The organism is Nitrospira sp. (assembly GCA_030692565.1).
Classification (GTDB): domain Bacteria; phylum Nitrospirota; class Nitrospiria; order Nitrospirales; family Nitrospiraceae; genus Nitrospira_D.
This window is the reverse complement of the sequence record JAUYAO010000058.1, coordinates 587716-602115: the sequence shown is the minus strand read 5'-3', so window position 1 is coordinate 602115 and position 14400 is coordinate 587716. Positions and strand designations below refer to the sequence as shown.

Here is a 14400-nt window from a genome sequence, read left to right as displayed (position 1 = left end):
ACGTAACTGACTATTGCAACGCTTCTGCGCCGCCGACGATATCCATGAGTTCTTTCGTAATCGCGGCCTGCCGGGTCTTGTTGTAGTAGAGCGTGACTTTCTTGATGAGCTGGCCGGCATTCCGTGTCGCGCCATCCATCGCGGCCATACGTGCGCCATGTTCGGCCGCGGCCGACTCCAACAGAATACGATAGGCCTGCACTTGAAAATGCTTCGGCACCAGCACATTCAGCAAATCGGCTTCGTCCGGTTCGTACAGGTAACTGCCGCCGGTCGTCCCCTCGGCTTGAGCTGCGCCGAACTCGGTGGCCGCGTCAATGGGGAACAATTTCTCGACAATCACTCGCTGCTGGATGGCCGATTTAAATTCGTTGTAGACGACGTAGAGCTCGTCAAATGTGCCCTTCACAAAGTTGTCGGTCAGATCGCCGCCGATATCGAGCGCGTGCTCGAAGCTGAGCTTATCGAAGACCCCGGTCCACTCCTGCCGGATCGGCCAGGTCCGCCGTCTGAAGTAATCGCGCCCCTTGCGGCCGACGATGCCGAGATTGACCTGAAGCCCGCGGGCTTCGCACTGACGGACGAACTCGACGGTCTTGCGCGCAATGTTACCGTTGAAGCCGCCGCAGAGTCCGCGATCGCTGGTGATCACCAGCACTTCAATCTTCTTCCCCTCGCGCTTCTGCAAGAGCGGATGGGCCGAACGGTTCACCCGCTGGCTCAGGTTGCTCAAGACTCCGCGCATCTTCAATGCGTAGGGACGCGCCGCCAGGATTCGATCCTGCGAACGCTTGAGCTTCGCCGCGGCCACCATTTTCATGGCCTTGGTAATCTTCTGCGTATTTTTGAAGGCCGCAATCTTGCGGCGCAGACTTTGTAAACTCGGCATCGTCTACTTTTCTTGGCTATCGGCAAAGCGCGCGGGCGCTTCAGCGAAGATTATTTCGCGCCGTATCCCATCTTCTGTTTGAACGTCGTGATGATTTCTTTCAGCCGGGCTCCCACCTTGTCGTCGATCTTGCCGATGCTGGCAATTTCCTTCTTCAAATCGGGATGATGCTGCTGCACATAGTGGAGATAGTCCGCTTCGAACTGCAGCACCTTGTCGACGGGCACATCGTCGAGATACCCGTTGACGCCGGCATGGATCGAGAGCACCTGATCGGCCACCGGCATCGGCTTGTACTGGCCCTGCTTGAGCAACTCGACCATGCGCACGCCGCGCGCGAGCTGCATCTGCGTCGCCTTGTCGAGTTCGCTGCCGAACTGCGAGAAGGCCGCCATTTCGCGATACTGCGCCAGATCGAGCCGCAAGGTACCGGCGACCTGCTTCATCGTCTTGATCTGCGCGGATCCGCCGACGCGGGAGACCGACAAACCGACGTTGATGGCCGGTCGAATACCTGAGTAGAACAAATCGCTGCCGAGATAGATCTGGCCGTCGGTGATTGAAATCACGTTGGTCGGAATGTAGGCCGACACGTCGCCGGCTTGCGTTTCAATGATCGGAAGAGCCGTCAAACTGCCTCCGCCGAGCTTTTCGCTCAACTTGGCCGCCCGCTCCAGCAAGCGTGAGTGCAGATAGAACACGTCGCCCGGATAGGCTTCGCGTCCCGGCGGTCTGCGGAGCAACAACGACAATTGCCGATAGGCCACCGCATGCTTTGACAGATCGTCGTACACGATCAGCGCATGCTTGCCGTTATCGCGGAAATACTCTCCGATCGCCGCGCCGGCGAACGGCGCCAGGAACTGCATCGGCGCCGGATCGCTGGCGGTCGCCGCGACCACGATGCTGTATTCCATGGCGTGGTTTTCTTCGAGTGTCTTGACGACGCGGGCGACGGTCGAACGCTTCTGGCCGACCGCGACATAAATGCAGAATACGCCCAGGCCCTTTTGATTGATGATCGTATCGACCGCGATCGCGGTCTTCCCGGTCTGCCGGTCGCCGATGATCAACTCGCGCTGGCCACGCCCGATCGGGATCATGGCGTCGATCGCCTTGATGCCGGTCTGCAGGGGCTCGCGGACGGATTGACGGGTATTCACACCCGGCGCGACGACTTCGATACGGGACGAATGCTCTGACTTGATCGGTCCTTTGCCGTCGATCGGTTGGCCGATGGCGTTGACCACGCGGCCGATCAGGGCTTCGCCGACCGGGATTTCTGCGATGCGGCCCGTGCGCTTGACGGGATCGCCTTCCTTGATCGCGGTGTCTTCGCCCATCAACACGGCGCCGACGTTGTCTTCTTCGAGGTTCAGCGCGATGCCATAGAGTCCGCCGGGGAACTCCAGCATTTCTCCGGCCATGGCTCCATCGAGCCCGTAGACCTTGGCAATCCCGTCGCCGACCTGGATGACCGAACCGGTCTCCTTGACATCGACTTGCTTGTCGAAGCCCTTGATCTTTTCCTTAATGATCGCACTGATTTCATCTGCCTTGATCTGCATGGCTACTCCTTCGTCAACAGGCTCTGCATGGCGCGCAAGCGACCTCGGACGGTACTATCGACGACCGTGCTGCCGATAGAAATCTGCAGGCCCGCGAGGTGACTGGCGTCGGTCTGAAAGGTGATATCCACGTCTCGCTTCAGGGTGTCGCGAAGGCGTGCTTTGATGCGGTCTTGTTCTGCCGTGGGTAACGCAGCCGCACTCGATACGGTCACTTGCTGAGTCCCCTTGGATTGATCGACGAGTTTCCCGAAGGCGTCGGCGATTTCCGGTAGAAACCCGATGCGATTCTTTTTCACGAGCTGTCCGATGAACGCCTTGCCGGCCGGAGGACAACCGAATCGGCCGCCCAGTTCGGTCAGCACGGCAATCTTTTCGTCCATGCCGAACACCGGGGACGCCACCACGTGTCGGAGAGAGACAGAGTCCTGCATGGCCTGTCCCAGGCCGTTCAGAGTACCCCGCGTCGCTTCGATGGTGGAGGAATCAAGAAGCTCGAAGAGGGCTTTAGCGTAACGTCGCGCAACTGCCGTCTTAATCACGGTCCTTGTCCAATCACTTCCACAATGGGCACACGGATAATTGTCGTGCAGTCCGCACTAAAATAAGCGCGCCAAGCTACCATTGCTTGCGAGGAACTGTCAACTCTTCAGGAAGCCTTTCCGGGAATTTCACCTGATAGGCACAGGCTGCGGAGGCGAGGGGAATTCAATCTGCACCCCGCGAAACCGCTCCACGATCGCCTTGCTGAGTTCGCCCTGCAGCGATCCGTAGTGCACGACTTGAGTCCAGGGCTCGACAGCAATCGTAATGGCTGGCTGTCCCAGCCGGCTCACACCGATCGCCGCTTGCGGATCTTTGAGCACATGTGAGTGGCTCTCCACAATCTCCCGCACAATCGCCAGCGCCTGGTTCAAATCGGTCTTATAGGACACATCCACTGTGAAATGCAGCTGCCGGATCGTGCCGAAGTTGTGCAGAATTTCTCCGACCACTTTGCGGTTCGGAATGACGATCCGCGAGTGATCGGGATGCATGAGGATGGTGGAAAAAATATCGATCATTACGACATCGCCATGGACGCCCAACAGTGAGATGTGCTCTCCGACCTTGTAGGGCTTCGTAAAGATGATCGAGAGTCCCGCCATGACATTGCTCAAGACACCTTGCAGCGCCAGACCGATCCCCACACCGGCCACACCGATTCCTGCGACCAGCGGCGCAATCGGCACACCGAGCGCTTCCAGCGCGATGACGGCCGTAAACAAGAGGACGATGATTTTGACAATGCGGACGAGCAGCATCCGCACCGGCGGCTCCAGTGTCTGCCGCTCAAGCGCCTGCTGCATCAGGTTCCCGGCCCAGCGCGCGCCCAGCGAACCGGCGGCAAAAATGCCGATGGCCACGAGCGCCTGCAGGCCGTACTTCACCGCGTATTGCGTGAGGGTATCCATTGCGAGCATATGTCCCTTCCTTAACGACCGAACAATCCCTTCAGTAACTGCTTCCCTTCCTGCTCCAGATCTTTCGGCTTGGTCGTGCCTTTGAGCAAGCCGCCGATGGCTTCTTCCGCTTTCTGTTTGATCTGCTCCTGCACTTTTCCCGTCAATCCCTTCATATCGAGCCCGTAGGATGGCGCTTCGAGCGTACCGCCAATCAGGAGCGGCAACGTCAGACGACCCTCCTTTACCGCCAGTCGCGCAACCGGGGAAGATCCGGCCACTTGCTGACTCAAAGCCTCCGACAGGCGCAGATTCACCGTCATGTTGAGGGCGTGATCAAATCCGATCGTCCCGCCGCCGGTCGCTTGAAAATCGTGACTATCCATCAAGAGATTTTGCAACATCACGACGCCCTGTCTGATCGCAAGGTCCGTCTCGATGGTCGAGAACGCCGTGGCCTTGGCGTCCCCAACAGAAACGCCGGCGACCTTCAAAATCGCCACGGCTTCCTGAAGAAGATTCACTCCGTCGATCTTGCCGTCTTTCACCGCAACATGGCCGGCGCCGTCCAGCGCCCTTGTCAGGTCCGGCATGGCAAAACCCTGACCCTTCACGGAAAGATCCGCCCCGGCTGTTCCACTGATCGAAACCGGTGTCTCGGCGACTGCATCAATCGCGGGGCCCAGCTGCAGTCCATTGAGGGTCAGCTTCCCGTTGAATGGAGGAGCCACAGCCCCTGACGTGAGCCCGCCCTGCGCAACGACCTTCCCCTCAAAAAGCTGAAAAGAGAGATCGGACAGACGCATATCCTGCCCCTTCACCTCCGCCGCGATCTTGAAGTCTTTCACCTCGACCGGCTTCTTGAGCGGCAACGTCATCGGCAAGTTGGCAGTATTGATGGCCGGCGCCGTCACCGTCAGAGTCATATGCTGCCCTGCGGTCTTTCCGGCAATCGCGAAATTCGTTTTCCCCAGTGCCAATTGCAGATTGATCACATCCAGGTCCGCCGTCTCCTTGAGCGGGCCGAACGTGCCATCGAGCGAAACCGGGAGATTTATAGGATGAACCGTCAGCCCCAGATGGAGACTCGGGCTGCTGCCCAGATGAACGGACTGCAACAGAAACTCCATGTCTTGGAGTACATATTCGACCGGCTTCGCCTGGGAGAAATCGCGGTACGTGACCTTTCCACCGACCAGAGACACCCGATCCACCGCCAGAAGCGCGAGAATTTTCAGCGGCCCATCCGGAGACGGCACCGGTGCGCGCGACGGCGCCTCCGACGCAGCCACTCCCTTGCGCCCCAAGGTCGCGGCATTCAACACTCCGTTCTTATTCTTGATGACCGTGATCACGGGTTCGCGCAGCGTAATCTCCTCGACCTCGACCTGGCCGCTCAACAAGGGCATCAGCTTGACTCCGACATCGACCGAGGTCAGAGAGGCAAACGGACCGGTCCCGAAGGCCGGATCCTCGATGACCGTGAATCCCGCCACCCGCGCGCCCAGCCTGGGCCAAATCGTCAACCGAATATCCTGAAGAGTCACCTTGCGATTCAACGCCTCTTCGATCAGCGGACGATACTGCTCTTGATATTTGTTCAGATCGACGATGAACGGGAGGAGCAGTGCCACCCCGACCAGCACCGCGATCACCACACCGATACCGATCATGATTTTCATCCTGCACCTCCAATTCCAACCTGCAGTATAGGAAACACCCCCTAGAGGGTCAAATGCGAGGGTGAAAGACGTGCTCGCTACGAAGCTGTGGCGCCGGTGCGGGCGGCGAAGGAAATCTGAAACGTGGCAGTGAGGGAGGTCGGGGCAACCCCAACGTCAGCCCCGTTTGTTTCTCCCTTTCTTGATCTTTCCCTGCCCCTAAGCTAGGCTTCTATGCATGTCGTACCAAGACCGCATCACCATTGATCCGAATAAGCGCGGGGGTAAGCCTTGCATCAGAGGCCTTCGAATCACCGTGTACGACGTATTAGAGTACCTCGCATCCGGCATGAGCGAGGCGGATATCCTTCAAGACTTTCCCGATCTCACCCGCGATGACATCCGCGCGTGCCTTGAATTTGCCGCCGACCGTGAGCGCAAGCTCGTCTCGCTCCCACGATCGTGAAGCTGCTCTTTGATCAGAATCTCTCCTTCCGCCTCGTCAAAGCCCTACAAGTCGAATATCCCGACTCTCAACATGTACGCAATGTTGGTCTAGGCGACGCGTCGGATGACGCGGTGTGGCGCTATGCCGCAGAACATGGGTACACAGTGGTGACGAAAGATGCCGACTTCCACCAGCGGAGCTTCCTCTTCGGCGCGCCGCCTAAAATAGTCTGGCTGCGATGCGGAAATGCTTCAACCGGGGTAATCGAGACTCTCTTGCGTCGGCATTACGAGGACTTACTCCGATTCTCCGCCGATGAAGAAGGTTCCTTCCTCGTCATTTGAATAGGCATAGTCTCGGCGCCGGTGCGGGCGGCAAAGGAAATCTGGAAGGTGGCGGTGAGGGAGGTCGGAGTTGTGAGCACGTTGCAGACAAGGATGCCGGGATTGTCCGTCGCCAAAGCCGCGCCGGTCAGATTGGTGCCGGTGAGCGAGACCGTGACCGACGCGCCCGCGTTGCCAGTGTTCGGCGTCAGACCCGTGATCGTCGGCGCGCCGACGCCGCCGGTGTTGCGCGTAATCGACAGCAGATTCCCGACGGCGTCGTACGTATACGTCGCGACATTCCCCTGCCCGTCGATCACTTGCGACAGACGGCCCAAGTCGTCATAGATGTACTGCGCCTGATCGGCCACCGCTAGCGTCGGCATCAACGCACACAGCATCAGCACACAGGCCACGATCGTCAGCACTTTTGAGAACGCCATCTGCTTCATCACAGGTCTTTCATCACCGAGTTGGACTCATTCGCGCTTCACTGGACCGCACCATCCTCGTGTATCTGTCTGAGTGCACAGTCAAGAACGGGCCCCATCTCTCTTCCCGCTATTCTTTAATTTGATGAATTGCGTCTTCCAACTGAAGCCGAAATAACTTGCCCTGATCGGGATCATACTGCAGACCATTTTTCACAAAATACCGAATCGCAATTCTAGGGAAGCGCTCCTTCAGGCTTTCAACGAAGGCAATCTCTGTACTCGTCACAACTCCCACAGACCTGCGTTCTTCCTTGTATGGCAGAGGAATCACTCCATGGAAACTTGATCGAGCCCACTCACGAGAGCGATCGCTGCGCATGAGCTGTAAGATTGTCACGTCCGTTCCCAAAAGGCCTGTCCCATCACTGACACGAATGAGGGATTGAGAATGGCCGTTGATAGAGGGCACCAGATTGTATGGCTGGCTGACTAGCTGATATTCACGTGCTTGCAAGTGCGAACTGCGGTCTGCAACGTACCCCAGTCCTTTGCCTAACATGGGCCACCACCCTGTGTAGCCCCTGTCAAAATCTGCGGGTGGCTCAGGAATGGGACTTTTTTCACTGTCATGCTCCTCGAGAATCCCCCATCGAGTGAGCACCAACTTCCGAAGTTCCTCTCGAACGCTGTCGTAATCCATACTCATGAGAGCGATCACATGATCCGCCCTATAGACTGGAGTTTCTGCGTTCATCAGCAATAACTTTTCTCCCTGTTCACGCAGGATGGAACTCGCCCCCTTAAAGGCATAGGAGTAGGATGGTATCCAGGGAGAAGGAGGGTCATAGTACGGCAGATCCTCCGCATTGACGTTCATCAGTGTTGCCGAGAAGAGAATGGTTGAAATAAGGGCTATACTCATTGGCAAGCCTTTCTCCCATGCAGTTCTTGAGTTTGCAAATCCGGGGTCAGTTCTTGAGTTTGCACCCTCTCCCTACTGATTGGCCATCGGGAGTGCAAGATCAAGAACTGACCCCCATAGTTCACTGCTGACCCAGTTTGCCTCACCATCGTCTTCAATATTGTATTGGCCATTCGATACCACTGACTGCCGAGAGAATCATAAGTGCCCCAGCCAGAAGAGACGTTGCCGCTACGATTTTCACAATCGCCCCGCCTATTACCCAATAGGCTTTCTCTGGTTTAGGATCCATTTCTAGCTTGCTCCGTCTCAAATTATCCGCATCAATGATGCTCCGGATAAAGCTTTTCCAATGCATCAGAACTAAAACTCCAGTAGCGCAAGACATTAGTCCATAGATCACAAGTTGCGAAGTAGCCATCTGCATATGAACCTGCCTATTTGTTTTGCTCTGCGCACTACGTTTGCATTTACTCTCAATCGCCGGGTACTCCCCGAGGGTACAGTCAAAAACCGTCTACTTCCATCCGGCTATTGATAGGTAGGCTTACAGACTTGAATCGCTTGCGTCAAACTCCGGCGGGTCTTCGGCGAGAAACTGACTATAGCTTGGGCTGTACTGGCGTGCTGGTATCGATCAACCGAGTGCGCCAGCGGTGACGGGTCTCGCCTTGCCGCGTACCGGACCGCAGTGCTACAATCCCGCCTCTCGTATGGGCGCGGAGAGGTGCGAGAGTGGTCGAATCGACATGCTTGGAAAGCATGCGTCTCAGCAATGGGACCGTGGGTTCGAATCCCACCCTCTCCGCCATACAGCAAACCGGTGCGCGAACTCCCGAACGTTCACCGGGGATATAGACGTGACGAAGAAATAGGGCGGGGTGGGAGTCGAACAGGGGGATCGTGGGGGATGCGTCCCCCGCGTGGGGAGTGTACGAGGGGGCTGGCCATCTCGTAGGAGCGCGTGCGAAGCACCTCGACGCGACTTCGAATACCCACCCTCTCCGCCATACCATTGACACGTGATGGGTGACGCGTGACGAGTAGTCAGACTCGGAACGTTTGAATCGAATGGTCGTCCCCCTGTCACCAGTCACTTTTCACTGATCACGGGCTTAAGGGGCCGGGCCCTGTGCAACAGAACCCTGTGAACCCCGCCAGGTCCGGAAGGAAGCAACGGTAAGCGGTCAGTTTTGTGTGCCGCAGGATCACCTGGCCCCGCTTTTTTGAGGAATGTGACAAGTGACGGGTGAAGAGTGACGAGAACACTACTTCCTGAGGAACGTCCTAGCCCGCTATAACCCATACTCGTCACGCGTCACTCATCACGGATCACGGTTTTTATGGATTATCAAGTCTCCGCCCGCAAATACCGGCCCGGCACATTCGACGATGTCGTGGGCCAGTCGCACGTGGTTCAGACCTTGATGAACGCGGTCGATACGAAACGCATCGCGCATGCCTATCTGTTTTCCGGCACCCGCGGGGTGGGCAAGACGACGGTCGCCCGTATTCTGGCGAAAGCACTGAACTGCGAACAGGGACCGACCGGCCATCCCTGCAATACCTGCGTCAACTGCGTCGAAATCACCCAAGGCACCTCCGTCGATGTGATGGAGATCGACGGCGCCTCCAATACCAGCGTCGACGACGTGCGGGAGATTCGCGAGAACGTGAAGTTCTCGCCCTTTCGCGGGCACTACCGCGTCTACATCATCGACGAAGTCCACATGCTCTCGAATTCGGCCTTCAACGCGCTATTAAAGACGCTGGAAGAGCCGCCCTCCCATGTGGTGTTCATCTTCGCGACGACGGAAATCCACAAGATTCCGGCCACCATTATGTCCCGCTGCCAGCATTACAATTTCCGGCGGATTGCGCGCCAGGAGATTATCGACCGCCTCCGCCACGTCGCCACACAAGACGGCATGACCATCGAAGACCGCAGTTTCACCGCGCTCGCGCGCGCGAGCGAAGGCAGTATGCGCGACGGGTTGAGCCTGCTCGATCAGGCCGTCGCGTTCGGCGGGAAGACGATCGCCCACGCCGATCTGGAAGTGCTGCTCGGCGCCGTGCCGCAAGAACTGGTGCAGGGCATGAGCGCCGCAATTCTCTCGCAAGACAGCCCGGCCGCGCTGGCAATACTCGCCAACCTGCTCGATCAGGGCCATGACCTGAAGGCCTTTTGCTCCGATGTGGTGGAGCATCTCCGCAACCTCCTGGTCGCCTCAGTCGTCTCTGCCGGCCCTGAATTGCGCGGCCTAATCGAAGCCACGGAAGAAGACATTCACCAATTGGCCCTGGAGGCCAAGAAGCTGACGCCGGAACAACTTCAAGAGCTCCTGACGATCTTTTCGCAGGCTGAAGATTCCTTGCGCTACAGTGCTCATCCGCGGTTCGTGCTGGAAGCGGCGGCGGTACGCGCCACCAGACTTGTCCGGCAGCAGGAGAAGCGCACGGAAGCTCCATCCCAGGCGGCGACTTCGCCGTTGGCACAAAAACCAAGCACCACATCGTCGGCCATACCGCCAACAGCGAAACCTGCATCCGGCACGACTGTCGCCATGACTCGCCCTGCCCCGCTAGTTGGATCAGCACCACAGCCCCCGCGCACCGGCCCGTCATCTGCCTCTGCACGCCCGGCAACGTCGGTTGCATCGAAGCCGGTTATGGCAACTCAAACGGTGCAGGCCACATCGCCTCTCACGCCCAAGCCGGACAAGGCCATGGCGCCTCCGACACCACCAAATAGGACGCAAGCGGCGGCGGTCGATGCCTCCGTCCCTACTAATTCACCGGAACAGCCCGCGCTCAAATGGGAGCTGGTGCAGGAAGAAGTTGCGGCCTCGTTCCCGAATTTCGCTCCGTTTTTAGAGGCCGGCCGGTTTGTCGCTCTGGAAGGAGGGCAGGTCACGATCGGCTTTGCGAAACAGGCGACACTAGCTCGATCCATGATGGAAAAGGAAGATAATCTCCGTGCCTTGTCGACGCTCTGCGAGCGGCAAGTCGGGCAGCCTATTCGCATCCGGGTGATCGAGCTGTCCGCATCGGATCCCCCGGGACTTACGATGGCCCAGGTACGGGCGGCCAAGGAACAGGAACAGCGCATGGTGTTGTTTGAGCGGGCACGAGCGACTCCGGTCGCAAAACAGGCCTTGGACATTTTCGGTGCAGATCTCGCGGCGGTACGCACCGTGGCACAGAAGGAGACCGGCGAATGAAAAATCCCTTTGGCGATATGTCGAACATTTTGAAGCAAGCAAAAGCGATGCAAGATCAGATGGCCAAGATCCAAGAACAGGCCGCGACTAAGATCGCGACCGGCACGGCGGGCGGCGGCAGCGTCACCGTGACGGCCAATGGCGCCATGCAGATTGTGAGCGTGGCCATCGATCCCGAAGTCGGCAAGAGCGGCGATGTGGAAATGCTCCAGGACCTTGTGCTGGCCGCGTCTAACGATGCGCTCCGGAAGGCGAAGGACTTGATGGAGCAGGATATGAAGGCCCTGACGGGCGGGATGAAAATGCCGGGGCTGTTCTAACGCGCCGGATTACGCTCGATATCGTCTCAACGGAATACCACCGATTCAAATATGTCAATCGATCAACGTGGGTTACTCGCTCGGCTCGTGAAAGAACTGGTTCGCCTTCCCGGTGTAGGACAGAAGAGCGCACAACGACTGGCCTTTCACTTGCTCAAGGCAGAACGTGAGGACGCGCTCCGGTTGGCTGATGCCATCCGCGCGGTCAAGGACGGGCTGGCATTCTGCCGGCAATGCCGCAATATTGCCGAAGGCGAGTTGTGCGAATTCTGCCTCGATCCCAAGCGGGACCGGACCAAAATCCTCGTCGTGGAAGAGCCCAGCACGACCTACGCGATTGAACGGGCCGCCGGCTATCGCGGTCTCTATCATGTGCTGCTGGGCACCCTCTCTCCCCTCGACGGCATCGGCCCGGGCGATATTCGGGCAGAGGAACTGGTTGAACGGGTGAAGCTCGGCGGCGTGGATGAAGTTATTCTCGCCACCAGTCCGACGATTGAAGGGGAAGCGACCGCGATCTATCTCACCAGATTGCTGAAGCCCTTTGTCACCCGTGTGTCCCGTATCGCCTACGGTATCCCGGTCGGCATGGATATCGAGTATGCCGATGAAGTCACGCTGCTGAAGTCGATTGAGGGCCGCCGGGACCTGTAGGCTTCATATCCTTCAGGATCATTCCCGTTGACCCATTCTTTGGACGGCTGCTATAGTTCCTCCTCGGTTGGGACTATCGGAGCCAGCATCCATGAAGGCACCTGCACCCCGAAAAAAAACCTCTGCGTCACGGACGACCTCTTCACGCAAGAAGACTGCCGCTCGCACGGTATCCGCCAAGACCAAGAAACCGGCTTCTCCCAAGAAATCGGCTTCTTCAAAAAGTCGTTCGAAGTATCCTGACATTCAACGAGCCCTAGAGCGACAGCGCGCTGATCTGCTTGAAGAAGTGGGAGAAGTGCTGACACAGCACAAAACCCCGGAAGCGTTACCGGATGTGAGCGATCAGGCGTCGGCAGAAGAAGATCAGCGCTTTTCCATGCGGATCATGGAACGCGAGCAGAAGCTGCTCAAGAAGGTCAATGAAGCCTTGGATCGGATGAAGAAGCAGACCTACGGCATCTGCGAGCAATGCGGTGAGGACATTCCCTACAAGCGGCTCAAAGCCCGTCCCGTCACAACGTTCTGTATCGAGTGCAAAACCCTTCAGGAACAGAAAGAACGGGTCCGCCGGTAATCCGGGCTCCCCATCTCTCCTTCACGGTTTTTTCAGAACTTTCAATCGCTCCTTGACCCGGGCAATTCTCCCCTCCTCTTCGGGAATTCCTTCGACAAGCGCCAGAAACGTTTCATATTCGGCGAGTGCCCGTTTCGGATTCGTCGCCTCGTAGGCCTCTGCCAGATTGTAGCGAGCCATGGCGTAGTTCGGCCGTAGGATCACCGCCTTTTCAAACAGACTCATGGCCGCAGCTTTCTCCCCGAGTTTATTGTGGACAGCCCCGAGATTGTTCATCACCTCCGGAACATTCGGCCGGATGGCGAGCGACTGAAGCATTTCAGCCTTCGCCTTTTCAAATTGTCCTTTCGCATCCAACGAGACGCCCAAACGATGGTGGGCTTCTGCCATCCACACTTTGTTGGCGAAGCCGCTTGTGATCGACTTCTGGTAGGCATCGGCCGCAATGTCGTAATGCTTGTCTCCGCAATAGGCTAATTGCGCCGTCTGACCGCGGGCGAACTGCTGCAAGGAGGCAAACGGCTCTTTGTCTTCGCTTCCCTGACTCTCAATCTTCATTCCCGACTTGCCGCCAGCCGGCTCCCGGAGCCTGTCGAGAAATTCCCGCCGGTAGGGCGAAAAGAGTCGGACATAGGGGTCAATCGTGAACGAAGCCGTGAGGAGAATCATATGCTCCCGGTTGCCGGTCACCAGATACTCGACCGTCGTTTTCTCATCGCCGGTATCGAAGATGGCGCTGGAGTCCATATTGGCCTTGGTCGCTAACTGCGAGACGTTCAGATAAAACTCCAATTGTGGCTTCAAGGCTTGCAACGTTTTTCTCAAGACTGGATAGGGTTCGAGATCCAACCCACTCGGGAACATAAAGATCGCTCCCACGAGCATTCCGTCCTCATCGAAAAAATACGATTCATCTGCATGTGAGGGACTGTGCGCAGAGGGATACAGTAATTCCTGACCGCTTCCCCAGGGTCTTACCGTGAATGTTTGGGGCGGGACTTTTTTCAGGACCTCGGGTTTACGATCGCACAACGCAGCCGTCGTCTTGAGCAGAACGAGATCGCTCTCGGATGGGGGAAGATTGGGTCGAATCGGAGGAGGCGGACCGCTACATCCGGCTATCAGACTCAATAGGATACTGCTTATTGCGAGAGTGCCGAATCGGCGGTGCAATGGCATACGGTCTCCGGTCAAGAATCCAGAGTCTGAGGCCAATGAAACTTACACGAATTCGGGAGGCTTTGCGAATAGGCAAGAAAAAGCCCGCTCCGGATGAGGGAACGGGCTTTATGTTTCGATGGGGAGAGTCGACTCAGCGACGTAGACTATCTTGCATGCTATCTTCAGCCGTGTAACCAAATAGGTAGGGGAACGAACTCGTCAAGGCATAGATTGGCCGATTCACCGCGTAATCGACCGCGTGGCCAATCGGGTGAAACAAAAAACCGAGCCAACGAATGGGATTGTCATTTATCGGACTGCCTGCACGAGGATCTGAGTACACCATTGCGGTACTATCCAGCACATTGTAGATACTAGTCGCAGGCGTGTACTCGCTTTCTGCTGCCGTGCCTGCTTGATTCGTCGTCGTACACCCTGTTGCAAGCACCGCTATCAGCACCGCACCAATTGCCCATGATGTTGGTCGCATACGTAACCTCACTTTGTTCGATCCCATCGACAGTGGCCTAAGCGATCCCCGAAATACAGTGTGAAGTGTAGCCGACATCCCTGATTCTGTCCAGAAACTGGACAATTACCTTACGAACCTGGCCGAGCGGCGATGGGGTGCGAAGCAGAAACAGCATGGTGGGCGATACAGGGATCGAACCTGTGGCCTCTTCCGTGTGAAGGAAGCGCTCTACCACTGAGCCAATCGCCCATGCGGGCCAAGTCTAGCACGGAGCAATTCGCGGGTTCAATTGCAAGAGCACCATGATA

General features: G+C 57.3%; 13 protein-coding genes, 2 tRNA genes and 1 other RNA gene. 7 read left to right on the top strand and 9 right to left on the bottom strand.

What is annotated here, in order from left to right; genetic code table 11:
• Positions 1–10: 10 nt before the first annotated feature.
• From atpG to Q8N04_19625, 5 genes are all read right to left on the bottom strand, one after another.
• On the bottom strand, positions 11–889 hold the full coding sequence (atpG, locus tag Q8N04_19645) for an ATP synthase F1 subunit gamma (protein MDP3092892.1): 879 nt from the start codon (positions 887–889) through the stop codon (positions 11–13).
• A 50-nt stretch (positions 890–939) separates the two neighbouring features.
• The gene (atpA, locus tag Q8N04_19640) at positions 940–2457 is read right to left on the bottom strand and encodes a F0F1 ATP synthase subunit alpha (protein ID MDP3092891.1); all 1518 of its coding nucleotides are present in this window, start codon (positions 2455–2457) and stop codon (positions 940–942) included.
• A 2-nt stretch (positions 2458–2459) separates the two neighbouring features.
• Complete coding sequence (atpH, locus tag Q8N04_19635; protein MDP3092890.1) at positions 2460–2999, bottom strand: ATP synthase F1 subunit delta; 540 nt, start codon at positions 2997–2999, stop codon at positions 2460–2462.
• 129 nt (positions 3000–3128) lie between these two features.
• A complete protein-coding gene (locus tag Q8N04_19630; GenBank protein ID MDP3092889.1) occupies positions 3129–3920 on the bottom strand; it encodes a mechanosensitive ion channel family protein in 792 nt (263 codons plus the stop codon).
• 11 nt (positions 3921–3931) lie between these two features.
• The gene (locus Q8N04_19625; GenBank protein MDP3092888.1) at positions 3932–5581 is read right to left on the bottom strand and encodes an AsmA family protein; all 1650 of its coding nucleotides are present in this window, start codon (positions 5579–5581) and stop codon (positions 3932–3934) included.
• A gap of 217 nt (positions 5582–5798) precedes the next feature.
• On the opposite strand from Q8N04_19625, the gene Q8N04_19620 reads away from it, so the two are divergent.
• Positions 5799–6026 (top strand): DUF433 domain-containing protein, encoded by a 228-nt coding sequence (locus Q8N04_19620; protein MDP3092887.1) that lies wholly within the window; start codon positions 5799–5801, stop codon positions 6024–6026.
• A gap of 268 nt (positions 6027–6294) precedes the next feature.
• On the opposite strand, the gene Q8N04_19615 is transcribed toward Q8N04_19620, so the two are convergent.
• Positions 6295–6783, bottom strand: coding sequence for an RHS repeat domain-containing protein (locus Q8N04_19615; protein ID MDP3092886.1), 489 nt, complete (start codon positions 6781–6783; stop codon positions 6295–6297).
• Positions 6784–6892: 109 nt separating this feature from the next.
• Positions 6893–7687 carry a hypothetical protein gene (locus Q8N04_19610; protein MDP3092885.1) on the bottom strand — a complete coding sequence of 265 codons (795 nt, stop codon included), beginning with the start codon at positions 7685–7687 and terminating at the stop codon, positions 6893–6895.
• 721 nt (positions 7688–8408) lie between these two features.
• Here Q8N04_19610 and Q8N04_19605 point away from each other — a divergent pair.
• The 6 genes from Q8N04_19605 to Q8N04_19580 all read left to right on the top strand — a co-directional run bounded on the left by Q8N04_19605 (position 8409) and on the right by Q8N04_19580 (position 12459).
• A tRNA-Ser gene (locus Q8N04_19605) sits at positions 8409–8498 on the top strand.
• Positions 8499–8808: 310 nt separating this feature from the next.
• Positions 8809–8908: signal recognition particle sRNA small type (gene ffs / locus Q8N04_19600), an RNA gene on the top strand.
• 122 nt (positions 8909–9030) lie between these two features.
• The gene (dnaX, locus tag Q8N04_19595; protein ID MDP3092884.1) at positions 9031–10908 is read left to right on the top strand and encodes a DNA polymerase III subunit gamma/tau; all 1878 of its coding nucleotides are present in this window, start codon (positions 9031–9033) and stop codon (positions 10906–10908) included.
• Positions 10905–11228, top strand: coding sequence for a YbaB/EbfC family nucleoid-associated protein (locus tag Q8N04_19590; protein ID MDP3092883.1), 324 nt, complete (start codon positions 10905–10907; stop codon positions 11226–11228). The genes dnaX and Q8N04_19590 overlap by 4 nt, the downstream gene beginning before the upstream one ends.
• 51 nt (positions 11229–11279) lie before the next feature.
• The gene (gene recR / locus Q8N04_19585; GenBank protein ID MDP3092882.1) at positions 11280–11882 is read left to right on the top strand and encodes a recombination mediator RecR; all 603 of its coding nucleotides are present in this window, start codon (positions 11280–11282) and stop codon (positions 11880–11882) included.
• A gap of 91 nt (positions 11883–11973) precedes the next feature.
• Positions 11974–12459: a TraR/DksA C4-type zinc finger protein gene (locus Q8N04_19580; GenBank protein MDP3092881.1), complete on the top strand. Its 486-nt coding sequence runs from the start codon at positions 11974–11976 to the stop codon at positions 12457–12459.
• A 21-nt stretch (positions 12460–12480) separates the two neighbouring features.
• On the opposite strand, the gene Q8N04_19575 is transcribed toward Q8N04_19580, so the two are convergent.
• Together Q8N04_19575 and Q8N04_19570 are read right to left on the bottom strand one after the other, a co-directional pair.
• Entirely contained in the window at positions 12481–13638 is a 1158-nt protein-coding gene (locus Q8N04_19575; GenBank protein ID MDP3092880.1) for a hypothetical protein, read from the bottom strand.
• A 628-nt stretch (positions 13639–14266) separates the two neighbouring features.
• A tRNA-Val gene (locus Q8N04_19570) sits at positions 14267–14341 on the bottom strand.
• Positions 14342–14400: the final 59 nt, after the last annotated feature.